The sequence below is a fragment of the Acinetobacter sp. CIP 101966 genome (assembly GCF_000369725.1).
Taxonomy (GTDB): domain Bacteria; phylum Pseudomonadota; class Gammaproteobacteria; order Pseudomonadales; family Moraxellaceae; genus Acinetobacter; species Acinetobacter lwoffii_Q.
This window is the reverse complement of record NZ_KB850158.1, coordinates 389,606-414,665: the sequence shown is the minus strand read 5'-3', so window position 1 is coordinate 414,665 and position 25,060 is coordinate 389,606. Positions and strand designations below refer to the sequence as shown.

Here is a 25,060-nt window from a genome sequence, read left to right as displayed (position 1 = left end):
GATTTGAAGATTTGAAGATTTGAAGATTTGAAGATTTGAAGATTTGAAGATTTGAAGATTTGAAGATTTGAAGATTTGAAGATTTGAAGATTTGAAGATAGGTTAATTTTTTATGTCTTAAAATAAAAAAGAAGATAAAGCTTAGGCTTGATCTTCTTTCTGACCGTACATCCAAGTTGCAGCGATATATACACAAAAACCAGCTGCCATCAAAATACCTGTAACCATTGTTAGGATCTCCCGTTTCAATAGCTGCATTATGTAAAAGTTTTATGACAGTTATATGACAATCTGGTTTTTTATTAAATTTAAAATAATTAATAAAATTCAATCGCTTAATACGGAATAAGCAAAATTATGCGTATTTTTTATCTGAAATATGACATTGAATATGACAACTTGCTGTCATATTTGACCCATGGAATAGCTAAAGTCCTTGCTCAGATTGCTTAAACTATAAACTTTCGGCCAATGCTCGCCCAAAATGCCCACAACCCGATTCTTTTGTCTTATAATTTAGCCCGCTAGCTATCAGCCCGCTCAAGAGATATTTGTATGACAACTATTATCAAGCAAGATGACTTGATCACATCGGTTAAAGATGCGCTTCAGTTCATTTCTTACTATCACCCACAAGACTTCATCCAAGCGATGAGCCGTGCGTATGATCGTGAAGAGAACAAAGCTGCTAAAGATGCGATCGCACAAATCTTAATTAACTCACGCATGTGTGCAGAAGGCCACCGCCCAATCTGTCAAGATACCGGTATCGTCAACGTATTTGTTGAAGTGGGCATGGACGTTAAATTCGATTTAACCATGAGCCTGGATGATGCAATCAATGAAGGCGTACGTCAAGGTTATTTAGAAAACTCGAACGTGCTTCGTGCATCAGTTCTGGCTGATCCTGCATTTGGTCGCAAGAACACCAAAGACAATACCCCTGCCGTGATTTACCACAAGCTTGTGCCTGGTAATAAAGTAGATATCACTGTGGCAGCCAAAGGTGGCGGTTCAGAAAACAAATCTAAACTGGCAATGTTAAACCCGTCTGATTCAATCGTGGATTGGGTACTGAAAACTGTTCCGACCATGGGTGCAGGCTGGTGTCCACCAGGTATGCTGGGGATAGGTATTGGTGGTACTGCTGAAAAAGCCATGATGCTTGCCAAAGAAGCATTGATGGAAGAGATCAACATGGACGAATTACTTCGTCGTGGTCCACAAAGCAAAATGGAAGAGCTTCGTATTGAAATCTTCGAAAAAGTAAATGCTTTGGGTATTGGTGCACAAGGTCTTGGCGGTTTAACCACTGTACTTGATATTAAAATTAAGGATTACCCTTGTCATGCCGCTGGTAAGCCAGTCGGTATGATCCCGAACTGTGCTGCAACTCGTCATGCACACTTCCAGTTAGATGGTACAGGTGTTGCACACATTCAAGCACCTAAACTTGAAGACTACCCTGCTGTGACTTGGGATTCTTCATCTTCTAAACGTGTTGACCTCGACACGATTACCCAAGAAGAAATGAATGCTTGGAAACCAGGCGATACGCTTCTTCTAAACGGTACAATTTATACTGGTCGTGACGCTGCGCACAAACGTATGGTCGACATGCTGAACAACGGTGAAGAACTTCCTGTTGACTTGAAAGGCAAGTTTATCTACTACGTAGGTCCAGTCGATCCAGTCGGTGATGAAGTAGTTGGTCCTGCAGGTCCAACAACGGCTACGCGTATGGATAAATTTACGCGTCAAGTTCTTGAAGCAACTGGCATGTTCGGCATGATCGGTAAAGCAGACCGTGGTCCTGCTGCCGTTGAAGCAATTAAAGATAACCAGGCGACTTACCTTATGGCTGTCGGTGGTGCTGCTTACTTAGTATCTAAAGCCATCCGTGAAGCTGAAGTGGTTGCCTTTGCTGACCTAGGCATGGAAGCGATCTACAAGTTTGTGGTAAAAGATATGCCGGTATCTGTAGCAGTTGATGTGAATGGTACTTCTATTCACGCGACTGCACCTAAAATCTGGCAAGCAAAAATTGGCAAGATTCCAGTAGTTGACGCTGCTGCGGGCTAATTTTTACTACAATAAAAAAGCACCCTGAATGGGTGCTTTTTTATGATGTTTGCTCAAAAAAATGTCCAAACTACCAGGTACGTGGATCCCAAAGTTTAAAAGGTGCTTTCAGCTGTACATCTAATGATGGATCATAAGCAGTCGGTTCAATTTTTTGGGCTTTTTTACGAATCTGGCCAGTTTCTTGATCTTGTGCCACGAAGTTAAAGCTGTCTGATTTTAGCTGAGTAAAAGCAATTTCATTCAGGCCAACTTTTTCCGGCATCAGCATGAGCGGCCCGGAAACACTCCGGCGTGTACTGATATTCTCTTCATCATATTTAATAAAATAAGACTGTCCCGCTTCGACAGTAAAATCCAGATATTTAGGTTTCTGGAAATGCAGCGCGCCTAGCGGTCGACTGGTACTCAAACGATAGGTCCCTGCAGGCACTTCAATCCAGTAATAATGGTTGTGCAATAAGCTTGGAATATGTTCTTGATTGATAAACAGGCTGGCAGCGACAATTTCCTGACGATTCCATTTAGAATCGGGCCGGTATACATACACGATGGCGGCTTCATCATGCTGCGGTTTCACCGTCTGAAACTGGTTGCCCTGCTTTTGATTGACCCAACCGCCAATGGTGAACATGCCGATACGATGCTGCTCGACAAAGCCCGGTTTTTTTTCAAGATCGATATTTTTTAAAGTGCTGAGTGGCTGTGTAGGCTCAACGACGGCTTTCTTACCATGACACCCCAGCAATGCCAAACTGCTGATGAGTACAATTGCGACTCCACGCATGCTTATCCCTCACTGCGTCTTTATTCTTTTGTATGCAAGTGCTTTGCGATTTGTTTTTTATAAGTTTTAGGCATCCACGCCTAGTGAATCAGATTAACACCGAGCTTTATTTTTGGAAATAAAAAACGTGCGAAAACACGGAGTTTTCGCACGTTTCGGACGAATAGCAATTAAGCGGATTTGCTATTCACGACCTTTAAATCTATTTTTGTCGCAGTCTCTTGCTGATCATGTGGCTGACGCTCGGCACGGTATTCCGGCTCTGCTTCACCTTTAATCACGGCTTCATTGATGACGACAGTGCCGACATCGCTACGGCTTGGCAAGTCATACATGGTTTCCAGCAATGAATTTTCTAGGATCGAACGTAGACCGCGTGCACCTGTATTACGCTCAACTGCTTTCTTAGCCACTGCACGTAATGCCGATTCTTCAAAAACCAGATCCACATCTTCCATATCAAACAGATGTTGATACTGACGGGTTAACGCATTCTTCGGCTCAGTCAGAATCTGCATCAATGCTTCTTCATCCAACTCGTCCAAAGTGGCAATTACTGGCAAACGACCAATAAATTCTGGAATCAAACCAAATTTTACCAGGTCAGTTGCTTCAACTTGACGGAACAAGTCAGACAGCTTCTTGGTTTCATCTTTTTTACGCACTTCTGCAGTAAAGCCGATGCCACCTTTTTCCTGACGTTGCTGTACAATTTTCTCAAGTCCTGAGAATGCACCACCACAGATAAACAGGATGTTCGAGGTATCAATCTGAATGAATTCTTGCTGCGGATGCTTACGTCCACCTTGTGGCGGAATTGATGCAACCGTACCTTCAATCATTTTCAATAATGCTTGCTGAACACCTTCACCCGATACATCACGCGTGATGGATGGGTTTTCAGACTTGCGGGTAATCTTGTCGATCTCGTCGATATAGATAATGCCCTTTTGCGCTTTTTCGACATCGTAATCTGCTTTTTGCAGTAGCTTCTGTACGATGTTTTCTACATCTTCACCCACATAACCGGCTTCGGTCAGTGTCGTTGCATCTGCCATGGCAAATGGAACATCAAGAAGACGTGCCAGCGTTTGTGCAAGCAAGGTTTTGCCCGATCCTGTCGGACCAACCAACATAATATTACTTTTTGAAAGCTCGACTGAATCATCAGCTTTCTTGCCATTATTTTGCACTTTCAAGCGCTTGTAATGGTTATAAACCGCAACTGACAAGGTTTTTTTCGCGACGTCTTGACCAATCACATATTGATCCAAGGCCGCACGAATTTCATGCGGTTTCGGCAAAGGACGATTGGCCCAGTCATTGGTTTCCACCTGCTGACTGGTTTGAACCAAATCTAAGCATACGTCCACACATTCGTTACAAATGTATGCGTCCTCGCCTGCAATCAGCTTCCCGACTTCAGACTGCGTTTTACCGCAAAATGAACAATGCTTTTGTCCTTGAGGATGTTCGGACATATTTACTCCACTATCTCAATCTTTAAAACTTATGGACGTTTAGTTAAAACTTCGTCCACAAGACCGTATTCTTTCGCTTGCTGAGCAGTCATAAAGTTGTCACGGTCTGTATCACGTGCAACTTTCTCGTAATCCTGACCGCTGTGTTCAGCCATTAAACGGTTTAAACGTTCTTTAATAAACAGGATTTCACGTGCATGAATTTCAATATCTGAAGCCTGACCACGGAAACCACCTAAAGGCTGGTGAATCATGACACGGGCATTTTCAAGGCAATAACGCTTACCTTTGGTACCGGCATTCAGCAGGAACGCACCCATTGATGCTGCCTGACCCATGCAGTACGTTACGACATCAGGTTTGATAAACTGCATGGTGTCATAAATCGCCATACCCGCAGTTACCGAACCGCCTGGTGAATTGATATATAGATGAATATCTTTATCTGGATTTTCCGCCTCTAAAAACAACATTTGCGCAACGATCAGGTTCGCCATGTTGTCTTCAACTTCGCCCGTCATAAAAATTACACGTTCACGCAAAAGGCGTGAATAAATATCAAAAGAACGCTCACCACGAGAGGATTGTTCTACCACCATTGGCACTAAAGCGTTTTCAATCGTTGGAACATACATACGTTTATTTATTCCTAAATTTTTTGTGACCTAACCCATAATCACAATATGAGGGATAATCACTGAAATTGCAAAAAATTCGCCAACAAATCCATTATATTTTTTGCATTAGTTTTGTGAAAAACAGAAATGCTTTTTTCAGGCATCAATATGAAAAAAAGGCGCATTAAGCGCCTTTTTTATCGAAAGCTAAATTAGCCTTGTTGACGAGCTTGCTGCTCTTTCAATAAGTCTTCATAGCTTACAGTCGCATCAGTTACTTTAGCAGAAGCCAAAATGTAATCAACAACTTGGTCTTCTAGTACAACTGCTTCGATTTGGGCACGTTGTTGCGCATCGTTTTTGAAGTATTCAATTACTTCGTTTGGATCTTCATAAGAAGAAGCCATGTCTTCGATGTACGCTTCAACGCGTGCAGCATCTACTTCAATTTTCGCATCAGCTAAAACACGGCTTACAAGTACGCCAAGTTTTACAGATTTTTCAGCTTGTTCTTTGAACAATTCGTCTGGAAGCATACTTGAATCAAATGCTTTCGCACCTTGAGCACCAAACTGCTGTGTGAACTGCTGGATCATTTGTTGACGTTGACGGTCAATTTCTTGAGCAAGCATAGCAGCTGGAAGTTCAACTTCGTTTGCAGCTACAAGTGCATCGAAAGTCGCGCCTTTAACCTGGTTGCGAAGGCCATTCTTCACTTCACGTTCCATGTTTTTACGAACGTCAGCTTTTAACTTCTCAACGCCTTCTTCTTCAGATACACCGAAGATTTTCAGGAATTCAGCATCGATTTCTGGAAGTTTTTGCTTTTCAACAAGCTTCACAGTGATTTTGAATTGAGCTTGTTTACCAGCAAGGTTTTCAGCTTGGTAGTCTTCAGGGAAAGTTACATCAATCACTTTCTCTTCGCCTTTCTTCATACCAACGATACCGTCTTCGAAGCCAGGGATCATACGACCAGAACCAAGTACTAGTTTGAAGTCTTCTGCAGAACCGCCTTCAAATTTTTCGCCGTCGATTGAACCTTCAAAATCAAAAGTTACTTGCATGTCTTTTTTAGCCATGCCTTTTGTTTCAGCCCAAGCAGCATGTTGTTTTTGAAGATTTTCAATCATCTTCTCAACGTCTTTGTCATTTACTTCAGCTGCTTTACGCTCAACTTCCAAACCGTCGAATTTCACTTCGATTTCTGGATAAACTTCAACAGTCGCTGTATATACCAGCGCGTCGTCTTTCATTTCAGTTTTTTCGATGTTTGGCATGCCCACAGCATTGATTTTTTCTTGCTGGATCGCTTCGAAAACTGTGTCACGAATAATATCGTTTACTACTTCTTGGTAGATACCCGCGCCGTATTCACGACGAACTACGTTTACAGGCACTTTACCTGGACGGAAGCCGTTGATCTTCGCAGTTTTAGCAGTGCGCTTTAAACGAGCTTCAAATTGCTCATTAATACGGCTCGTCGGTACAGAAACATTTAAACGACGGGCAACGCCCGAAACCGCTTCAGAAGTTACTTGCATGGCTTCCTCTATATATTAGGTTATAACAGGTTTATAAAAATGTGCCACATTATATGACAACATTTAAGGATATACAAAAAATACGCGCGAGTTCCAGTTTTTAAGCCCTTTTTTCACTTGAATTGCCACCTTTCCAGATACCTAGTCAACCCAATTTAAATAGAGAAAATGTATATTTTTATTGCAAATGATAAATACTATCATTAATATCCAGTTTCTTATTTGAGCAACAATACTAATTTATTCTTCGGTTCGGGAATCTGGTCATGCATAGTTTTAGTCTTCGTCCACTTACATTGGCAATTCTTGGGGTTACAGCAACATCTACTTTTGCAGAGACTGTGAACGAGACAGCGACTCCTACAACAACACATCAAATGTCTACGATTGTGGTTTCAGCGGCGGGTTTTGAACAAGATATTAAAAATGCGCCTGCTTCAATTAGTGTAGTAACCGCAGAAGAATTAAAGAAAAAAGGTATTACCAGTATTGCAGATGCGCTCAGTGAAGTACCAGGTGTCGACGTACGAAATGGCCAAGGCAAAACTGGTGGTTTAAATATCCAAATGCGTGGTCTGAATCAATCTTACACTCTTATTTTGATCGATGGTCAGCGTCAGAATACTTCTGGTTCAATTGGTCCAAATGGTTTTGGTGAATTTAGTACAAGCTTTATGCCACCATTAGCTTCTATTGAACGTATTGAAGTCATTCGTGGTCCTATGTCTACCCTTTATGGTTCTGATGCCATGGGCGGTATCATTAATATTATTACCAAGAAAGTTGCATCAGAATGGAATGGTAACGTTTCTGTTGAACAGAATATTCAAGAAAATTCTGATATTGGTAATAACTGGAAAACCAGTGCAGTTGTTAATGGTCCAGTGATTCAAGATAAACTTGGTATACAAGTACGTGGCGAGTTTTTCCACCGCGATCAATCAGATCGACTTGTTACCCCCGCAAAAACTATTGATGAAGGTAGCCAAGGTCGTGACCCACGTACAGTAGAAGCAAATAATTATGCTGTGGGTACAAAACTTACGCTAAATGTAAATGATAATGTCTCTACTTGGGTAGACTTTGATCATGCTAAACAACGTTTTGATAATAGTGATGCCCGTTTAGGTGAACTTTACGAATTCAACCGTACGACAGGTTTACCATCAGGAATTGGTTCATATAAAGACGAGATCAAATTCTTAAGAGATCGTATTTCTGCAGGTGTAGATGCTGAGCTTAGCTTAGGTCAATGGAAAACATTTGCAAACTATGTTTCTTCTAAACAAGAAGGCCGTCGTCTTCCAAAAGGAAATGTACCTGAATACAATTATTATTCAGATGGTACACAAGATCGTATTTTAGAAAATAAAGACCTAACCGTTGATTCTCGTATTATTTCAACACTTGGCAACCATAAACTTACAGCTGGTGTTGAATATAAAGATGGTGAAACCATCGATAACTCAGCAGGTAATGGAGTTGCTTTTAAACAAGATTCTTGGTCTGTGTTCGCTGAGGATGAATGGAATCTAACGGATTCTCTTGCATTCACTTTCGGTGGTCGCTACGAAGACCATAGTGCTTTTGGTGGTCACTTTACACCTCGCGCATATTTAGTTTGGAACACCAATGATCAGTTGATTTTAAAAGGTGGTATAAGTACTGGCTATAAAGTTCCAACAGCGAATGACCTTCATAATGGAATCAATGGTTTTAGCTCACAAGGCCGAAACGTGACTTTGGGCAACCCAGATCTTAAGCCTGAAGAAACCACAAACTATGAACTTGGTTTCGTTTACGACAACTTGTCTAATTTCTCTTTAGCTACCACTGCGTTCTTTACTCAGTTTAAAGATATTATCATCAGTGATGCACGCGTCGTTGAAAACTGTTTATGGGCAGGTCGCCCAACAGGACAAGCACCTGCAAACAACTGCATGACTGTAGGCAGTTTTGATAATCAGCAAAACTTTAGCTTTAAAGGCAATGCAGGCGAAGCTGAAAGCTACGGTGTGGAACTTAGTGCTAAATATGAAATTTCTCCAAGCTTTGATGTAAAAGCAAACTATACTTGGTTAGAGTCTGAAATTACCGAAGGTGAAAATAAAGGTAATCCTATTGAAAATACACCTCGTCACGCTTTGAACTTCACAGGAACTTGGTATGTGAATGATAAGTTCACTACCTGGTTAGAAGCTGAATATAAATCTGACCGTGTACGTTTCATAGATCCTGATTTAAGCGATGTCAATGTAAGTCGTGAAATTGATGCTGTCGGCAATAAGTTAAAAGCCTATGAGCTATTTAATTTAGGTGCATCTTATAAAGTCAACAATCAAGTTACTGTTTCAGGTCGTGTGAATAACTTATTGAACAAAGACTTTGGCGACTATAAGTCATTTATTAATAGTGATAACGAAGTTGAAAATGCTTTCCTATATACTAAAACGACGAGTGGTTTAGCGGGTACTTATATTCCAGACCGTAACTACTGGCTATCTGTTTCATATGACTTCTAATATTTAAGTGAAAGTTATTTAAAACCCTGCCCTGGCAGGGTTTTTTATTATCGCTAGATTAGTACTCCACGAAAAATCCCTAATTTATGTCCCTTTATAGACATCATTATTCTCAATAAAAATTTAATAATCAGATTAATTTTTCAATATTTATTAAAATCAAAAACTTAAGTAGATATTGTTATATCATTACATTTAAAAACTCATTTAATATTTTCTTAAAGATCATGAATTCCCATGATAAAAAGATAAAAATAAAAACAAGAATCATTATTATTCGCATACATTTTTAGCATTCATTTATTAGGTTTAACATGACCTTCATTAAAACACGTAAAAAAATCGTTTCCTCTGCAATTGTTTCATCTTTATCAATGGTAGCTGCATCTGCGATGGCAGAAGAACAGGTGATCCAGTTAGAGACTATTCATCAAGAAGTCAAAGCTGAAAAAGCACCCAGCTTAAAAGTAGATCAATCTGCGAATAGCAAATTTGTTGCGCCTTTACTCGACACCCCCAAGTCAGTTTCAGTGATTTCAAAACAGCTGATTGCCGATACACAAGTGACGACTTTAGCTGATGCACTGCGTACAGTTCCGGGGATTACCTTGGGTGCAGGTGAAGGTGGTAATCCGAATGGTGACCGTCCATTTATTCGTGGTTATAACTCTGAAAGTTCGATGTATGTAGACGGCGTTCGTAATGCCACCTCACAAAACCGTGAAATGTTTGCGGTAGAACAAGTTGAAGTGACCAAAGGTTCTGCTTCTGCCATGGGCGGTGCAGGCACCACTGGCGGTAGCATTAACATGATTTCTAAAGTCGCTAAAGCAGGCGATTTTCTAGAAGGTTCGGTCGCTGGCGGCACAGATAATTATCAACGTATTACTTTAGATGGTAACAAAGACTTTGGTAATGGTATTGCGGCACGTGTGGCAGTCATGGGGCATCAAAATGAAAAAGCCGGCCAGAAAGACGGTGCAGAATATAAACGTGCCGGTATTGCACCGAGTATTAGCTTTGGTCTGGACACCCCTACTCGCGCGACTCTCAGTTATTACTACTTAAAATCGGACGATACGCCTGACTCAGGTATCCCGTATAACAACCCATTTGCTGCTCCAAGAACTGCAACAGCAACTGACTATCGTCCATTAAATGGAAATGGCAAGCCAATTGACGTTAAACAAGGTCAATATTACGGCTGGAAAGATCGTGATTTCCAAAAACAAGAAAATCAGATCGGAACCATCAAATTAGAACATGACTTAACTGACAATCTAACCATTAGCAATACTGCTGTGTATGGCAACTCTAAGAATGATTACCTTTGGACCAATCCAGATGACTCTCAGGGTAACTTTTACAACAAAGCAGGTTTTACAAGTGAATTAACAGGAAATGTTTGGGCACGTGCCAACTCACGTGTAGCAGATACTGATGCTTTTACCGACCAACTTGCTTTAACCGGTAAATTTAATACCGGTATGCTTAAACATAGTTTTAATCTAGGTGCCGAATATTCAGATCAGGAAACTGATCGTACGCAATATATTATTAATGGCCTAAATGCGACAGGTAGCGCGTATGCTGCTTGCGGTGATGTCACCAATATTGCATCAGGTTGGTGTACTTCTGTACAGAACCCTAACCGTGCTCCATGGACAGGTATGTTAAGTACCAATGGTGCTGACCGTTACAATATCGAGAGCAAATCAAAGTCTGTTTATTTTCTGGATAGTATTGAATTCACCCCTCAGTGGCTTTTAGATTTGGGCGTTCGTTGGGATGACTACTCAACTGAGCAAACCATGACTTATGGTGCACGAAATAATGCGGTTACTGGTGCAAACAATACACCGATTACAGCAAGTGCTGGCGATCAAGTGACGATTAAAAATGATAAAGATTTTATCAACTATCAAGCTGGTCTTACTTTTAAACCGGTTGAAAATGGCAGCATCTATGCAAGTTATGCGACTTCGTCTAATCCAGTCGGTGTAGATGGTGGCGATGGTTCTGAAGGGATTACAGCTGCAATCAATAATCTTAAACCTGAAGAAGTCCGCACTATGGAACTAGGAACCAAATGGGATGTCTTGAATGATAAGCTCAACTTGACTGCAGCTATTTTCCGTACCGAAAAAACCAATACTCGTGCGACCGGAGATGATGGCACCACAAGTAATATTGGTGAAACTCGTGTCGATGGTATTGAGCTTGGTGTAAATGGGAACATCACAGATAAATGGGCAGTTTCTGCAGGTTATACTTATTTAGACAGTGAGTTAGTTGATGGTGGTTATGAAAATATTGGCACTACAGCAGCTCCAATCTACATTTCCAATAGAAGTAATGGTAATCAGGTTCAAAACGTCGCGAAAAACAGTGCAACCCTTTGGACTACTTATGCAGTAACTCCTGCTTTAACTCTAGGTGCTGGTGCCGTCGCAATGGACAAAGTCTATGGTAATGCTACTAATACCAAGTTTGTACCGGGCTATGTTCGCTATGATGCCATGGCACGTTATAACGTGAATGAAAACGTTGATTTGCAATTAAATCTTAACAACCTGTCTGATGAACGTTACTTCACTAAAGCCTATTCATCTCACTATGCTACTGAAGCAGAAGGCCGTAGCGCAGTGCTGGCAGTCAACTTTAAATATTAATTCAATGCAACCGCATAGCCTCCTGATGGGGGCTATGTTATTTTTAAAATACGATTATTCAGGGGTTTCCAGTGCTGCATCATATTCCAAATGTACTGAGCAAAGAACAGGTACAATATTTCCGTGAGGAGATGAATAAGATTGAGTGGGTCAACGGCAAGGTTACCGCGGGTACACTCTCTGCCACCGTGAAACAGAATCAGCAATTGCCTGAAGATCATCCACTTACTCATCATCTCAGCAATATTATTCTAGAATCTCTGGGACAGCATCCACTATTTTTATCAGCTGCAATTCCTCTGGACATTATTCCTCCCCTGTTTAACCGCTATGAAAATAATGAATCTTTCGGCTTTCACGTCGACAATTCGATTCGTCGTATCCGCGGGAGCAATGAACGCCTCAGAACGGATTTATCCTGTACGGTTTTTTTAAGTGAGCCGGAAGAATATGTCGGTGGTGAGCTGGTGGTCGAAGACACTTACGGTTATCACGAAGTAAAATTGCCTGCCGGTGATATGATTTTGTATCCGTCGACCAGCCTTCATGAAGTCACGCCAATCACTTCCGGTTGTCGAATTGCTTCATTTTTTTGGGTACAAAGCATGATCCGGGATGATGCAGAACGGCATATGCTGTTTAATCTGGATCAGAGTATTCAAAACCTGAGAATGCAGCTGGGTGATCAGCATACAGAAGTCATGAAACTGACCAATCTGTATCATAATTTAATGCGTAAATGGGCTGAACTTTAAAAGATGCCCTGACGTCAATGATCTTTGAAAATCATTGGATTTATTTTTTATTAAAATATACTGCGTTATGGCACTATTGAACGTAATAAATAACGCATTACGTCCAAATCAAGAAAATATAAAATACAATATTTAGAATAAGTGAAAATATTTTTCAATTCTTAAAGTTTATAAGAAAATCTTTATTACCATACGACTAAAATCCATAAAAATAGCAAAAACTTTTCGGGATAAGTGGATTAAACTTTAAATTATAAGTAAGGCATTTAGTGCATTTGGTGAAGCTAAACCACCAATATTTAGACCATATTTCAGGTTTGAACCAGACTGTCACTAAAACCCAATGAATAGACAAAATCTATGCCGCTGACCCACGCACCGCTTTAACCAAGATTACGGTACCCAAGTTAGCATAAGGAGCTCTCTCATGATGTTGGCTGATCCAAGTAAAAAATACCGTCGTATGTATCAACGTGTGGACTTACCAGACCGTCAATGGCCGAACAACGAAATCAATAAAGCGCCAATCTGGATGAGTACCGACCTGCGTGACGGTAACCAAGCGATCTTTGAGCCAATGAACATGGAGCAGAAATTCAAGATGTTCCAGATGTTGGTGAAAATCGGTTTCAAACATATTGAAATCGGCTTCCCGTCAGCATCGCAAATTGACTTCGATTTCACCCGTAAATTGATTGAAGAAGGTCATATTCCGGATGACGTTTATATCGAGGTCTTGGTTCAGGCACGTGATCATTTGATTCAGCGTACCTTTGAATCTTTACAAGGCGCAAAACGTGCCATTGTACATATCTATAATTCCAACTCGCCGACATTCCGCAATAAAGTCTTGAATGTTGATGTTGAAGGTGCAAAACAGCTTGCCATTAATGCTGCACAGAAAGTAAAAGAATATGCCGCAAAACAGCCGGAAACTGAATTTGTATTTCAGTACAGCCCGGAATGTTTTACTGCAACCGAATTAGAAGTTGCAAAAGATGTCTGCGATGCCGTCACTGAAATCTGGGAAGCATCACCGACCAATAAAGTCATTTTGAACTTGCCTGCAACCGTAGAAGTTTCAGGACCACACATCTATGCCGATCAAATCGAATGGATGCACCGTAACATTCAGCGTCGTGACGGCGTAATCATTTCAGTTCACTGTCATAATGACCGTGGCTGTGGCATTGCTGCTTCTGAATTGGCAATTATGGCTGGTGCTGACCGGGTCGAAGGTTGTGTATTTGGTAATGGCGAACGTACCGGTAACGTCGACGTGGCTGCGATTGCCTTGAACATGTATACCCAAGGCGTGGCACCGAATTTAGATTTCTCCAACATCAATGAAATCATTGCGACTGTGGAAGAATGTACCGGTTTACCTGTGCACCCGCGTCATCCATATGCCGGTGATTTGGTGTTTACTGCATTCTCGGGTTCGCATCAGGATGCCATCAAAAAAGGTTTCGAGTTCCAGAAAAACGAAGAAATCTGGGATATGCCGTACTTGCCAATCGACCCGAAAGATTTGGGCCGTGACTATGACGCAGTAATCCGTGTGAATTCACAGTCAGGTAAAGGTGGTATTGCCTACTTGTTAGAATCCAACTACAACGTGATTTTGCCGCGTCGTTTACAGATTGAATTCTCTCAGATCGTACAAAAACGTACCGATGAGCAAGGCACTGAAATCAGTGCGACTGAAATCTGGAAGTTGTTCAAAGAAACCTATGTGGATGCTAAAAACGTTCACTATTCTGCGAAAAACTACAAATTGTCGGATGACAATGGCAATCAGGTGATTGAGCTTGATCTTGAAATTGATGGCCAGTCACGTCGTGTTCGTGGTGAAGGCAATGGTCCAATTTCTGCGATTTTGGATGCACTTCAGTTGCCGATTGACGTGGTGAACTATGAAGAGCGCAGCATCAGTTCTGGCGCCCATGCCAAAGCCTTGGCCTTGATCGAACTTCAGGTGAAAGGTACCGGTAAATCTGCCTTTGGTGCAGGAGTACATGACAACATCGTGACCTCTTCTATCGAAGCAATTATTGCCTCGACCAACCGTCTGATTGATCAGGGTGTTTTAAGCACTGATCAGGTAATTGCTGCTGCGGTCTAAACGGCGGTATTAGAATTTGCGATAATTCATAGCACTAAAATGACTTTAGAAGGATACCGGCAAATGGTATCCTTTTATTATTCATACTAAAGATTTAAGGCGAATCCTCCCCGTGTCTTTTCCAGCTGACTCAGTGGGCATTGTTGTCCCACAAAAGTTCCAATTTGAAGAGCCGTTAGAGCTTGAATGCGGTCGCATCCTCCCACGTTTTGAACTGATGGTTGAAACTTATGGCGAAATCAATGCCGATAAGTCCAATGCCATTCTGATTTGTCATGCCCTTTCCGGTCATCACCATGCTGCTGGCTATCATCATGAAGATGATAAAAAAGCTGGCTGGTGGGATTCATGTATTGGTCCCGGCAAAGCTATTGATACGTCAAAATTCTTTGTGGTTTCACTGAATAATATTGGTGGCTGTAGCGGCTCTACCGGCCCGATCTCGCCAAACCCTGAAAATGATAACCGTCCTTATGGTCCCGATTTCCCCTTGGTTACGGTCCGTGACTGGGTCAAAACTCAGGCCCTGCTCTCTGATCGTTTAGGGATTGATACCTGGGATGCCATTATTGGTGGTTCACTGGGTGGTATGCAGGCATTGCAATGGTCAGTGGATTATCCAAACCGTTTAAGAAAATGCGTAATTATTGCCAGCGCTCCGAAACTTTCTGCACAGAATATTGCCTTTAACGAAGTAGCACGTCAGTCGATTTTGTCAGACCCAGATTTCCATAATGGCCGTTATCTGGAAAATGACAGCTATCCAAAACGTGGCCTGATTCTGGCGCGTATGGTCGGTCATATTACTTACCTGTCCGAAGAAGCCATGAAACAGAAGTTTGGCCGCGATTTGAAATCAGGCAAATTTATGTATGGCTTTGACGTTGAATTTCAGGTCGAAAGCTATTTGCGTTATCAAGGTGAGCAATTCAGCCGTAACTTCGATGCCAATACCTATCTGATCATGACCAAGGCACTGGATTACTTTGATCCGTCGCGTGAATATGAACAGTCGCTCAAAAAAGCCATGGCCAATACCCAGTGCAAATTCCTGGTGGTGTCATTCACGACTGACTGGCGTTTTACTCCTGCCCGCTCGCAGGAAATCGTGGATGCGCTAATTAGCAACCATAAACCTGTGAGCTATCTGGATATTGATGCCGAACAGGGTCATGACTCTTTCCTGTTCCCGATTCCGCTCTATGTAAAATCTTTGCGTGCATTCCTGGGTGGTGAAGAACACCTGAAAGCAACACCAAAGGAGGCCGTATAATGCGTATCGATCAACAACTCGCTGAAAAGTGGATCAAGCCCGGTTCTAGCGTACTCGACCTTGGTTGTGGCGACGGTGAACTGCTGGCACAAATGAGCAAAAAGCACGATATTCGTGCATACGGATTAGAAATTGATCAGGAAAAGATTGCAATTGCAGTCAGTCGCGGGTTAAATATCATCCAGCAAGACTTAAACCTCGGCTTAAGCCGCTTTGCTAACCAGTCTTTTGACAATGTGGTCATGGCACAAGCTTTGCAAGCTGTAGATGCGCCTGACGTATTATTACGTGATATGGTGCGTGTGGGGAAACAGGCCATTATTACCTTTCCGAACTTTGCACATTGGAAGACCCGGTCTTTCTTGGCAATCAAAGGGAGAATGCCGGTTTCTGAAGCCTTGCCGTATATGTGGTATAACACCCCGAATATCCACTTATGTACATTTCGTGATTTTGAAGCACTTTGTGCGGAAAATAACATCAAAATTATTAATCGACTCGCTGTGAACGGGAATCAAGAAGATAGTTTGCTAAGCAAGCATCTCCCTAATCTATTTGGTGAAGTCGCAATTTATCGAGTGAGCGCGCTATGAAAAAATTATTATTAAGTACGACGCTACTGGCGGGACTTTTTGGCATGCAAGCCCATGCAGATTATGTTGCACCTAGTCCATCTGTTGCCAGTCAAGCGGCTCAGTATTCCATCATGGATATCAACAGTCTGACCAAAGCAGCGAAAGCTGGTCAGGCCGGTGCACAGTTTTATTTGGCCACCAAATACCAGTATGGTAAAGATATTCAAAAAGATGAACGACAGGCCTTTGCCTGGTATAAAGCTGCTGCGGATCAAGGTCTGGCAGTTGCACAGCTGAATGTTGGCCGTATGCTGGCCGATGGCATTGGCACCAGAAAAGATGAAGCGCTGGCACGTCAGTATTTTGAAAAAGCGGCTAGCCGTGGCGATAACCGTGCCAGCTTTAACCTGGCAATGATGGAAGAGAAAAAGAAAAACTATATGGGCGCTTACCAGTGGTATGAACTTTCTACCCGTGATGGCATGCTCGATAATAAGGTGATTACGCTATCGGAAGGCAGAAAAACTGCCTTGGCGGCGAATTTGACCCAAGAGCAGATCCGTCAGGCGCGTGATCGTGCCGACAGATGGATTCAGGCACAATAAGCTGAATGGTATAAATAGCACCTTCGGGTGCTTTTTTATTGCCGCAAATTCTTCATCAATTGCTAAAATAGCGCCCATTCTTTATCTAATAATGAGTTTTTGACATGGCTGCAACTGACTGGTTATCCCAAGGCACACTGGTATTGGCGAGTAATAACAAAGGTAAAATTGCCGAGTTTGAAAAACTGTTTGCCGAGTTACAACTTCCGGTTGAAGTCGTGGCTCAGGGCAAGTTGAATATCGAAGATGCGATCGAAGATGGTCTAAGCTTTGTCGAAAATGCCATTATTAAGGCTCGCCATGCTTCTAAAATTTCCGGAAAACCTGCTATTGCAGATGATTCAGGTATTTGTGTGCCTGTTCTTGGAGGTGCTCCCGGCATTTACTCGGCTCGTTATGCCGGTGAGCATGGCAACGATGCCGCCAATAATGAAAAACTGCTGGCCGATCTCAAACCCTTACGCCAAGAGGGTGAAGCAATTGAGGGTATGTTTGTTTGTGTACTGGCACTGGTCCAACATGCCGAAGACCCCTTACCGCAAGTCTTTCAGGGTGTCTGGCATGGGGAAATTCTGGAAGCTGCGCGTGGTGAAAATGGTTTTGGCTATGACCCGTTGTTCTGGTTACCTGAACTGGGTATTGCTAGTGCTGAAATGAGTAAGGAACAGAAAAACAAAATCAGTCATCGTGGTCAGGCGATGCAGTTGTTTAAGGCAAGTTTGGCGAAGTAAGTTTTCCATATTTTCCCCTCTCCTTCTAGGCATAGGTATCTACACAATTCCTGAACTTTGCGTTAAATTGAAGAGCATGCTCTTCAATTTAACATCTCTGGCCTGGATCAGCGTCTTGTCAAGCGCTATAACAGCCTTGTAAAGCTCAATATGAACCCTCTTGCTTCACTTGCTCCGGCAATCAAAGACCTGGCTTCTGCCCAAAAGTCGAGTTTCGCAACCACACAAGCGGTCTGGCGATTCCTGAATAATGACAAAATCTCTTTTAGTCAGTTAAACCAGCCAATTGAACATCTTGCATGTGAACAGATCAAGGCATCACCGCATCAATATGCATTGATTGTTCATGACTGGTCTCAGCTACAGTATGTGAAACACCATCATAAAATTCAGCGCCTGCAAAGAACCCATCAATATGATTCAGGCTATGAATTGCAAAGCAGTCTGCTGGTTGATGCAGCCTCGGGACTACCTATTGCGCCACTGGCGCAGACACTATCAGATGCCTCAGGCTGCTATTCCACATTCAGTCAACACTCTGCTGGGCGCAAATCTCATCTAGATTCACTTACCGAACAAATCAAAGTGATTGAACAATATCCCATTGAGAAAACATGTGTTCATATCATTGATCGTGAAGGTGACTCCATTGCCCACCTAAGGGAAATGAGCAGCCAGGGTTTTAAATGGCTGATTCGGGCGAAAGAAGGCCATCGAATTGAGCATCAGGGCAAAACATGCAAAGTTGCAGAAGCCGCAGAACGAGTAGAAACGCAGCAGGTCCAGCCGATTGCCTATAAAGGAAACCGGCATATGTTGCATGTGGGAGAAACTGCTATCCGGATAACACGTGCAGCAAAACCGAAGAGAAATGACGATTCAGGCCAACGGGTTGCTCCCCAGCCAGGGAGTGCGATTGAAGCCAGATTAATTGTTGCCGTAGTGAAAGATGATCAGGATAAGACCGTCGCAAGATGGTCACTAATCAGCAATGTTCCATCAGAGATTACTACGGTAGAGATGACGACCTGGTATTACTGGCGCTGGACAATTGAATGCTATTTCAAGCTGCTCAAGCAGGCAGGTCATGATATTGAAGCATGGCTTCAGACCAGACCTGAAGCCATTTTAAGGCGGTTACTGATTAGCTGTATGGCTTGTGTTTTAACTTGGCGAATCCAGCGTTCTGAAGATGAACACCATCAGAAAATTCGTGTATTTCTCACCCGTCTTTCAGGTCGGCAGCAGAAAAGAGGTAGGTTGGAAAGTGCACCTGCCTTATTGGCAGGGCTTTCGATTTTACTGAACACTCTTCAACTGCTCTCGGAATATTCAATAGATGAACTCAATGAGATAGCCACAATGGCATTAGGTATCTCATAGATGTGTAGATACCTATGCCCATAGGGCAGAGGGAGATTTCTAAATCCCCTTTTGCAAAGGGTGAACTTTTATAGATGAGGCATCAATGCATGCACCACTGCCCCATATAAGGCAATCAAGATCGCGCTGGCCAAAGTTCCCGAAGCAATATATTTGGCGGAATGGCCTGTTCCCTGATAATGGGTTTCCAGCGCCACAATATTGGCTGCAGGCGGCAATAAAAAGAACATCAGCATTACCGCATAAGTCAGCGTCTGCTGCGGAATAGGTAAATAATAATAGGCGGCAACACACAGCAAAACCGCAAACAGCCCTCTATAAAAAATCAGTTGCAGACTACGCATTAAATCGAAGCGGCTGATCCGCACATTGCTCAGCCACATTCCCAGCACACACATGCCGCTAAAAGTGACCAGTACTTTATTGGCCTGATACAGTATCTCTATCCAAGGCACTTGCTGCCAATGACTCAAATCCCAAAATGATAATAAAGCTGCTACAGACAGTGCCACCACAGGTGGTGAGAGCAGCACATTCTTTAAAATATAGCCGCTATCTTGTCTGGCTTCACTGACTGCCATCACCGCACAGACATTGCCAAACAAGGAACCACCGATGTACAGGGCAACTACGGTACTGGTCGCTTGCGGGCCAAAAACTGCCAGTGCAAAAGGAATTCCCAGCCATGCCCCATTTAAATAGCTCAGGCATAAGGCACGCAGTTTATTTTTCAGGGTGAAATAAAACAAGGCAAAGAATACGCAGGAACAGAAAAAGCTGAAGGCAATCAGCCACAAACTGCCCTCTTGGTAAAACACCATATTGTAAATAATCAGTACCGGAATCAGGACCCGTGCCAATAAAGCTGCCAAGAGAGGGCGAACCGGTTTTAAATATTGCACACCCCAATAACCGATCAGAAAAGACAGGAGGGGAAGAATTAAGGCCATGACAATGCTGCTGAGATTTCCATATCAAGCTGTATGCTAGCACAGCATACTTTTCATTGAATTATGAAATTTTTTATATGAGTGATTCATTCCCCTGTTGCCGTGTCGGCAAACTGTCATCAAAGCGTCACCGCGCTGTCATACAAGCCTGCTGAGATAGGTGCATGAAATATAGAGGATAAAATAATGGCAGGATTATCAATTTGGCATGTGCTGATTTTCGCAATTGTGGTGATTTTATTGTTCGGTACATCGAAACTTAAAAATCTGGGTAAAGACGTCGGCGGCGCGATTAAAGACTTTAAAAAATCAGTAAAGGATGAAGAGGCTGAACAGGCCAAGCTTGCAGAGCCACGCACCATTGATGCCCAGGTCAAAACGCCTGAACATTCGGTTAAAAGTTAAGAGTTCGCTATGCTCAATATTGGAATGACCGAGCTGCTGATTTTCGGGATTATTGCGCTTTTGGTTCTTGGGCCAGATAAGCTTCCGGAAGCAGTCCGTTTTGTCGGAACATGGTACGGCAAGATCAAGCGTATGGTGAGCAATGTTCAGAATGATCTTGATCGTGAATTGCGCCTGTCTGAGCTACGTGAACAGATGCAGGCTGAAATGCAGCGGATTCAGGAACTGGAGGCCAAGATGCAGGCACAAGTGGCTGATTTGCAGCAACCGATTGCAGCTGATCAATTAAAAATAAAACCTCAGTCTGCTCAGCCCTTGCTCAGCTATCAGCCGGTGCGACAGCCTGTATCCTCCGTGTATTTACCCAAGCCTACAGCAATTCAAACCATGATTTCAGAACAACGCTATACAAAAATGAAGGTGGCCGTATGACATCCTTGCCGACCACACCAGCCTCCAATGATGCTGCAGCGCTGAACCTCGAACAGATGCCGATTACCCAGCATTTGATCATCTTAAGAAAGCATCTGTTTAAAGTGGTTGCTGTCCTGATTGGCCTGTTTTTCTGCTTATTACCCTTTGCCAATCAGACTTACCAATGGTTGTCCGAACCGTTGCGTGCACAGCTACCTGCCAGTTCAACCATGATTGCCACGGATGTCACTGCAACCTTCATGGCACCCTTTAAGCTGAACTTCTTTGTCGCGCTGATGATCGCGATGCCGTTTATCCTGTATCAGCTTTGGACCTTTATTAAGCCTGCGCTCTATGCCAAAGAAAAGAGCCTGGCCTTGCCGCTTCTGATCGGCAGTATCGTGCTGTTTTATACCGGTATCAGTTTTGCCTACTTTGTGGCATTGCCCTCGATTCTGCATTTTTTTATCAGTGTTTCGCCGGAAACTGTGGCCCCGATGACCGACATCAACAGTTATCTCAGCTTCTGTTTAAAGCTGTTTCTGGTCTTTGGTTTTACCTTTGAAATTCCCATTATTACCCTGGTTCTGATCTTGATTGGCGCAGTTTCGACACAGACTCTGGTAGAGAAACGGCGCTTTATTATTGTGGGTTGCTTTTTTGTGGCAATGTTTGTTACACCTCCGGATGCCCTATCGATGATCATGCTGGCTGTCCCAATGTGGCTACTGTTTGAACTGGGTTTACTGGCAGGGAAACTGATTGAAAAACGTCGTTTAAAGACTAAATAACAATAACTATCCAAAACAAAAAAAATATCGATTTACTCAGGCAGCTCTGGCTGTCTTTTTGTTTCCAATTTTCAATAAAATACTGATTTATTTAATTTTAATGCAACATTTCTTTAAGATTACTGTCATATCCCAAGCTTAAGGTATTGAAAACTTCTACACCACCAAGCACTTATTTTTTAATTGGGACTTTAAAATGAAAAATGAAGACATGATACCTTGCCAGGATCTGGTTGAAGACAGTAACAACTCAAACAACACGCACTTCCAAACGATTCTGGATCAATATACTAGCCGCCGCAGCTTTATTGCGAAAACTACAAGTGGGGCAATGGCATTAGCATTTGCAGCAACAATAAGTGGTTGTTCAGATGATGATAATGATTCTGGTACACCTGACAGTAATCCAACTACACCGCCAGATACCACTAGCCCAGATCAACATGCCTGGAGTGATCTAAAAGCACGTCCGAATAAATTAGTCTTTGAGCCGGTTCGCAAGAATACCCAAAACTTCTTCAGTGTTCCTGAAGGTTATGAGCTTAAAGTATTGTATGCAGTCGGCGATCCAATCAACCCTGCTTATCCAGAAAAGACCGATACCACCTTAGCTTCTGGTGCTTCTTACCAGTTCCGTTCAGGCGATAACCATGATGGTATGAGCTTCTTCGGTATGCATCCAACCAATAAAAATTATGCTGCCAAAGAATCAACACAAGGTTTACTTGTTTTAAACCACGAATACCTACAACAATCTCAGCTCCATACACCAGAAGGTACAATTACCATCGATGGCGTACGTCCAGAAGATCAGGTACTCCGTGAAGTGAATGCGCATGGTGTTTCTGTTATTGAGATCAGCAAAGATGCAAATACACAAGACGTTAAAATCAACTTAAATTCTAATTTTAACCGTCGTATCACTGCAGCAACCGAGATGGAAATTAATGGACCAGCACGTGGTTCTGACTTAGTCAAAACTATTTTCTCACCAGATGGAACATTGACTCGCGGTACCTTTGCAAACTGTGGTAATGGTTATACGCCATGGGGAACTTACTTAACGGCTGAAGAAAACTGGAGTGGTTATTTCGCTCGTCAAGCCAACGACACCCGCGCTATTGCAAAAGAAGAAATTTCATTATCTCGTTATGGTCGTGGTGGTACTGATGCTCGTTCGTCTCAATACCGCTGGAATACTCCTGTTGCTGAATTAACTGGTGATAAAGGACTTTATGATCGTTGGGATATTTCAGTTAAAGGCGCAAATGCTTTAGCAGATTATCGTAATGTCATGAATACCTGTGGATTCATTGTAGAGATTGACCCATTTAGCGCGACTACACGTCCAGTTAAACGTACTGCACTGGGACGTTTTGCACATGAAGATTGCCGCTGTAGTAACCCTATTCCGGGTCAGCCATTAGCGTTCTATATGGGTGATGATGCGACCGGCGAATATATCTATAAATTTGTTTCTGAAGCAGTCTGGGATCCGAAAGACGTCAATGGTGGTTATACCGCTGGTGATAAATACATGGATAAAGGGACATTATATGTCGCTAAATTCAATGATGACGGTACAGGTGAATGGCTAGAACTGACTCATGGCAAAAATGGTTTAACTGCTGCCAATGAAATCTATCCGTTTGCAGGCCAAGATGACATCGTCATCAATGCCCGTCTTGCTGCTGACCATGTAGGTGCGACCAAAATGGACCGTCCAGAATGGGTTGCAGTGAATCCCGAAAATGGTGAAGTGTATGTAACCTTAACCAACAACAGCAACCGTGGTCGTGCATATGAAACTGATGCTGCCAACCCACGTAGCTACATCGACTTTAAAGGTTCAAGCGCCAGCAATTCAGGCAATATGAATGGTCATATCATTCGTTTCAGTGAAGCTAAAAATACAGTTACAGCGACAAGTTTTGCTTGGGATATTTTCCTGTTCGGTGCAGAAGCACGTGCTGCTTCTAACATCAACCTGTCAGGTCTGGATGATTTAAATGACTTCTCCAGCCCGGACGGCATGTGGTTCGATCCGCGCGGTATTCTGTGGATTCAGACGGATGATGGTCAGTACACCGATGAAACCAACTGCATGATGCTGGCAGCACTTCCGGGTACTGTGGGTGATGGTGCTAAAGCGCTTGCAGCCAGCACCAAAGCAGAAGGACAGGAAACCTTTGTTGGTGCCAAACTCAGCAATGATCGTGTTCGTCGCTTTTTGACTGGTCCATCGGGTTGTGAAATTACCGGCGTGACTATTACCCCGGACTATAAAGCGATCTTTGTCAACGTTCAGCATCCAGGGGGTGCATGGCCAGCCAACCAAAGCGAGCGTTATAGCCGTTTAGGCAAAGTACCTCGCTCTGCAACTGTGGTCATTACCCGTAAAGATGGTGGCGCCATTGCGGGTGAGGCTTTGGAACAAGCGAGCGTATAAAAAAAGCTGTTATTCAAAAATGCCGACGTCAAGTCGGCATTTTTTATATCCGGTGATTATTTCAGGCTAATTATTTTCTCAATAGTTTGACCTGCGGTCGCACCTTGTTGTGACTTCTCGATCCAGTGCCATCGTCCCTGCTGCATTCTCAAAAAATTGGAGCATCGGGTGCCATAGGCCGGACTCTGAATAAAAGTCGAAGACAGCAGCTGTTCCATTTCCACGGAGATGCCGGTATCTGGCAGAAGTTCAGGAATCACCTTACGTTCATCTTCCAGAATATCCCAGACTGCATGACACAAATCTGCTTCTGCGATCTCCTGGTGTTGCAGCATCGGTAAAAATTCCTGGGTAAAGCGTTTACGTAAATGTCGGGTCTTGTACCAGTCTTCACTCATCAGGCCATTCGAAACCACATAGACGCCATGCGCCAGTACTTGTGGTGCTTCACCGCGATTGCTCATATACACCGCCTGATCTTGATCGCCGATAAACAGGTTAAAGCCGGCATAGTCACACTGGCGTTGTTCCAGATCTTGAGCAAAACGAATCGGCGTTAAGTCAGAATCTAAAAAGTTCTGGATGATATGTCCACGTGAAGTCGGATAATGCCCTTTGTCCTGCCCATCACGAAAATTGGTAATCACCGCCCAGCGACCAGAAGCCGTAATCCCCATCCAGGTACCGCCCGACTGTAAATCTTGCCCGGCAATTATCGGACTATTCTCCCATTCATGCAGCTCCTGCGTAGGACGCTGATAGAACTCATCCCGATTTGAAATCAGACATAATGAGCTCTGATCCAGAACCCGCCAAGCCAATGCCACGATACACATAATTTACGCTCTCGATCTTTACACATTGAATGTACAACATTTTTCTTTGCTTTAAGCTAAAAT

Annotated in this window: 20 protein-coding genes; 14 read left to right on the top strand and 6 right to left on the bottom strand. The window is 42.9% G+C overall.

From position 1 onward, the window contains the following. Positions 1 to 555: 555 nt before the first annotated feature. Positions 556 to 2,082 (top strand): fumarate hydratase, encoded by a 1,527-nt coding sequence (locus tag F891_RS02000; protein ID WP_005261782.1) that lies wholly within the window; start codon positions 556 to 558, stop codon positions 2,080 to 2,082. Positions 2,083 to 2,152: 70 nt separating this feature from the next. Here F891_RS02000 and F891_RS01995 read toward each other — a convergent pair whose 3' ends face one another. From F891_RS01995 to tig, 4 genes are all read right to left on the bottom strand, one after another. Then, positions 2,153 to 2,869: a DUF2846 domain-containing protein gene (locus tag F891_RS01995; RefSeq protein WP_005261780.1), complete on the bottom strand. Its 717-nt coding sequence runs from the start codon at positions 2,867 to 2,869 to the stop codon at positions 2,153 to 2,155. Positions 2,870 to 3,039: 170 nt separating this feature from the next. Beyond that, positions 3,040 to 4,350 carry an ATP-dependent protease ATP-binding subunit ClpX gene (gene clpX / locus F891_RS01990; RefSeq protein WP_004278407.1) on the bottom strand — a complete coding sequence of 437 codons (1,311 nt, stop codon included), beginning with the start codon at positions 4,348 to 4,350 and terminating at the stop codon, positions 3,040 to 3,042. A 29-nt stretch (positions 4,351 to 4,379) separates the two neighbouring features. Further along, positions 4,380 to 4,985 (bottom strand): ATP-dependent Clp endopeptidase proteolytic subunit ClpP, encoded by a 606-nt coding sequence (gene clpP / locus F891_RS01985; protein ID WP_004647427.1) that lies wholly within the window; start codon positions 4,983 to 4,985, stop codon positions 4,380 to 4,382. Positions 4,986 to 5,179: 194 nt separating this feature from the next. Continuing rightward, positions 5,180 to 6,511 (bottom strand): trigger factor, encoded by a 1,332-nt coding sequence (tig, locus tag F891_RS01980; RefSeq protein WP_005261778.1) that lies wholly within the window; start codon positions 6,509 to 6,511, stop codon positions 5,180 to 5,182. A 266-nt stretch (positions 6,512 to 6,777) separates the two neighbouring features. Here tig and F891_RS01975 point away from each other — a divergent pair, with 266 nt between their 5' ends. The 9 genes from F891_RS01975 (at position 6,778) to F891_RS01935 (ending at position 19,152) form a co-directional block, all read left to right on the top strand. Continuing rightward, entirely contained in the window at positions 6,778 to 9,033 is a 2,256-nt protein-coding gene (locus F891_RS01975; protein WP_005261776.1) for a TonB-dependent receptor domain-containing protein, read from the top strand. Positions 9,034 to 9,347: 314 nt separating this feature from the next. Then, positions 9,348 to 11,705 carry a TonB-dependent receptor gene (locus F891_RS01970; RefSeq protein WP_005261774.1) on the top strand — a complete coding sequence of 786 codons (2,358 nt, stop codon included), beginning with the start codon at positions 9,348 to 9,350 and terminating at the stop codon, positions 11,703 to 11,705. Between the two features lie 71 nt (positions 11,706 to 11,776). After that, positions 11,777 to 12,460 (top strand): Fe2+-dependent dioxygenase, encoded by a 684-nt coding sequence (locus tag F891_RS01965; protein ID WP_005261773.1) that lies wholly within the window; start codon positions 11,777 to 11,779, stop codon positions 12,458 to 12,460. 427 nt (positions 12,461 to 12,887) lie between these two features. Then, on the top strand, positions 12,888 to 14,585 hold the full coding sequence (leuA, locus tag F891_RS01960; RefSeq protein WP_005250679.1) for a 2-isopropylmalate synthase: 1,698 nt from the start codon (positions 12,888 to 12,890) through the stop codon (positions 14,583 to 14,585). Between the two features lie 112 nt (positions 14,586 to 14,697). Beyond that, positions 14,698 to 15,858 (top strand): homoserine O-succinyltransferase MetX, encoded by a 1,161-nt coding sequence (gene metX / locus F891_RS01955; protein ID WP_005261772.1) that lies wholly within the window; start codon positions 14,698 to 14,700, stop codon positions 15,856 to 15,858. Further along, positions 15,858 to 16,451: a methionine biosynthesis protein MetW gene (gene metW / locus F891_RS01950; RefSeq protein ID WP_005261770.1), complete on the top strand. Its 594-nt coding sequence runs from the start codon at positions 15,858 to 15,860 to the stop codon at positions 16,449 to 16,451. Before metX ends, metW begins: the two co-directional genes overlap by 1 nt. Then, positions 16,448 to 17,038 carry a tetratricopeptide repeat protein gene (locus tag F891_RS01945; protein ID WP_004647420.1) on the top strand — a complete coding sequence of 197 codons (591 nt, stop codon included), beginning with the start codon at positions 16,448 to 16,450 and terminating at the stop codon, positions 17,036 to 17,038. The genes metW and F891_RS01945 overlap by 4 nt, the downstream gene beginning before the upstream one ends. Before the next feature lie 104 nt (positions 17,039 to 17,142). Beyond that, a complete protein-coding gene (gene rdgB, locus F891_RS01940) occupies positions 17,143 to 17,769 on the top strand; it encodes an RdgB/HAM1 family non-canonical purine NTP pyrophosphatase (protein WP_005261768.1) in 627 nt (208 codons plus the stop codon). 150 nt (positions 17,770 to 17,919) lie between these two features. Then, complete coding sequence (locus F891_RS01935; protein ID WP_004730312.1) at positions 17,920 to 19,152, top strand: transposase; 1,233 nt, start codon at positions 17,920 to 17,922, stop codon at positions 19,150 to 19,152. A 68-nt stretch (positions 19,153 to 19,220) separates the two neighbouring features. Here F891_RS01935 and F891_RS01930 read toward each other — a convergent pair whose 3' ends face one another. Then, the gene (locus F891_RS01930) at positions 19,221 to 20,102 is read right to left on the bottom strand and encodes an AEC family transporter (RefSeq protein ID WP_005261765.1); all 882 of its coding nucleotides are present in this window, start codon (positions 20,100 to 20,102) and stop codon (positions 19,221 to 19,223) included. 186 nt (positions 20,103 to 20,288) lie between these two features. Here F891_RS01930 and tatA point away from each other — a divergent pair, with 186 nt between their 5' ends. The 4 genes from tatA (at position 20,289) to F891_RS01910 (ending at position 24,161) form a co-directional block, all read left to right on the top strand. Then, positions 20,289 to 20,507 carry a Sec-independent protein translocase subunit TatA gene (tatA, locus tag F891_RS01925; protein WP_004729524.1) on the top strand — a complete coding sequence of 73 codons (219 nt, stop codon included), beginning with the start codon at positions 20,289 to 20,291 and terminating at the stop codon, positions 20,505 to 20,507. A gap of 9 nt (positions 20,508 to 20,516) precedes the next feature. Continuing rightward, on the top strand, positions 20,517 to 20,939 hold the full coding sequence (gene tatB / locus F891_RS01920; protein WP_005261764.1) for a Sec-independent protein translocase protein TatB: 423 nt from the start codon (positions 20,517 to 20,519) through the stop codon (positions 20,937 to 20,939). After that, positions 20,936 to 21,712 carry a twin-arginine translocase subunit TatC gene (gene tatC / locus F891_RS01915; protein ID WP_005261763.1) on the top strand — a complete coding sequence of 259 codons (777 nt, stop codon included), beginning with the start codon at positions 20,936 to 20,938 and terminating at the stop codon, positions 21,710 to 21,712. Before tatB ends, tatC begins: the two co-directional genes overlap by 4 nt. Positions 21,713 to 21,908: 196 nt before the next feature. Continuing rightward, positions 21,909 to 24,161 carry a PhoX family protein gene (locus tag F891_RS01910; protein ID WP_005261762.1) on the top strand — a complete coding sequence of 751 codons (2,253 nt, stop codon included), beginning with the start codon at positions 21,909 to 21,911 and terminating at the stop codon, positions 24,159 to 24,161. Positions 24,162 to 24,217: 56 nt separating this feature from the next. Here the strand turns inward: F891_RS01910 and F891_RS01905 are convergent, their stop codons facing one another. After that, positions 24,218 to 24,997: an NRDE family protein gene (locus F891_RS01905; protein WP_005245943.1), complete on the bottom strand. Its 780-nt coding sequence runs from the start codon at positions 24,995 to 24,997 to the stop codon at positions 24,218 to 24,220. Positions 24,998 to 25,060 lie beyond the last annotated feature (63 nt).

Bases quoted from the DNA above. Each gene is read 5' to 3' on its own strand.
- tig (WP_005261778.1), bottom strand. From the start codon at position 6,511: ATGCAAGTAACTTCTGAAGCGGTTTCGGGCGTTGCCCGTCGTTTAAAT.
- tatB (WP_005261764.1), top strand. From the start codon at position 20,517: ATGCTCAATATTGGAATGACCGAGCTGCTGATTTTCGGGATTATTGCG.
- tatC (WP_005261763.1), top strand. From the start codon at position 20,936: ATGACATCCTTGCCGACCACACCAGCCTCCAATGATGCTGCAGCGCTG.
- F891_RS01995 (WP_005261780.1), bottom strand. From the start codon at position 2,869: ATGCGTGGAGTCGCAATTGTACTCATCAGCAGTTTGGCATTGCTGGGG.
- F891_RS01975 (WP_005261776.1), top strand. From the start codon at position 6,778: ATGCATAGTTTTAGTCTTCGTCCACTTACATTGGCAATTCTTGGGGTT.
- metW (WP_005261770.1), top strand. From the start codon at position 15,858: ATGCGTATCGATCAACAACTCGCTGAAAAGTGGATCAAGCCCGGTTCT.
- F891_RS01910 (WP_005261762.1), top strand. From the start codon at position 21,909: ATGAAAAATGAAGACATGATACCTTGCCAGGATCTGGTTGAAGACAGT.
- clpP (WP_004647427.1), bottom strand. From the start codon at position 4,985: ATGTATGTTCCAACGATTGAAAACGCTTTAGTGCCAATGGTGGTAGAA.
- F891_RS02000 (WP_005261782.1), top strand. From the start codon at position 556: ATGACAACTATTATCAAGCAAGATGACTTGATCACATCGGTTAAAGAT.
- clpX (WP_004278407.1), bottom strand. From the start codon at position 4,350: ATGTCCGAACATCCTCAAGGACAAAAGCATTGTTCATTTTGCGGTAAA.
- tatA (WP_004729524.1), top strand. From the start codon at position 20,289: ATGGCAGGATTATCAATTTGGCATGTGCTGATTTTCGCAATTGTGGTG.
- F891_RS01930 (WP_005261765.1), bottom strand. From the start codon at position 20,102: ATGGCCTTAATTCTTCCCCTCCTGTCTTTTCTGATCGGTTATTGGGGT.
- F891_RS01970 (WP_005261774.1), top strand. From the start codon at position 9,348: ATGACCTTCATTAAAACACGTAAAAAAATCGTTTCCTCTGCAATTGTT.
- F891_RS01945 (WP_004647420.1), top strand. From the start codon at position 16,448: ATGAAAAAATTATTATTAAGTACGACGCTACTGGCGGGACTTTTTGGC.
- leuA (WP_005250679.1), top strand. From the start codon at position 12,888: ATGATGTTGGCTGATCCAAGTAAAAAATACCGTCGTATGTATCAACGT.
- rdgB (WP_005261768.1), top strand. From the start codon at position 17,143: ATGGCTGCAACTGACTGGTTATCCCAAGGCACACTGGTATTGGCGAGT.
- F891_RS01905 (WP_005245943.1), bottom strand. From the start codon at position 24,997: ATGTGTATCGTGGCATTGGCTTGGCGGGTTCTGGATCAGAGCTCATTA.
- F891_RS01935 (WP_004730312.1), top strand. From the start codon at position 17,920: ATGAACCCTCTTGCTTCACTTGCTCCGGCAATCAAAGACCTGGCTTCT.